The organism is Parapusillimonas granuli (genome assembly GCF_013416525.1).
GTDB classification, from domain to species: Bacteria; Pseudomonadota; Gammaproteobacteria; order Burkholderiales; family Burkholderiaceae_B; genus Parapusillimonas; species Parapusillimonas granuli.
Genome location: NZ_JACCEM010000039.1, coordinates 1 through 532, shown reverse-complemented (window position 1 = coordinate 532; position 532 = coordinate 1). Strand labels below are relative to the sequence as shown.

1 protein-coding gene is annotated in these 532 nt (G+C 49.8%); it reads left to right on the top strand.

All coding sequences use genetic code 11. The features are described from left to right. Positions 1 to 30 precede the first annotated feature (30 nt). A complete protein-coding gene (locus H0A72_RS21960) occupies positions 31 to 168 on the top strand; it encodes a type II toxin-antitoxin system RelB/DinJ family antitoxin (RefSeq protein ID WP_180033213.1) in 138 nt (45 codons plus the stop codon). Positions 169 to 532: the final 364 nt, after the last annotated feature.

Below are 532 nucleotides of genomic sequence, written 5' to 3'. Positions count from 1 at the left end.
TCCCTGAAAACGATCTATAGGGGATGCTCCATGAGCACTGCTGATTCTTATGTCCGCGCTCGGATCGATACCGATACCAAGGAACGTGCCACCGCCGCACTTGAGGCGATGGGTCTGTCTGCTTCTGATGCTATTCTCCTGCTGATGTTGCGTGTAGCGGACGATTGATTGATCTGCCACTGATCTATTGGAAGCTACAACTACCAAGAGACATTTGTCAGACCCACTGTACCGAACTGTACCTCTGCACCCTATTTCGGTACAGTACAGGTACACTGACCAGTTCTATTGAATTTCGTTAAAACACCATAACCATTTGATTAATAATTACTTTTATTCTTTTCAGCCTACACTCGTTTGCCCCCGGCTTCCTTATAAAGGCCCCCTAACTCGCGAACTCAAAAGCCCCCGCCGCAAGGCGTGCGTGCCGGTTCGATTCCGGCCCCGGCACCAGCTTAAAATCTCTAGTGTTTATAAGGCGTTAGCGGGCTCTTCCCCATAATCGGGGGATCTGGGTATTCGTCAAACTCGG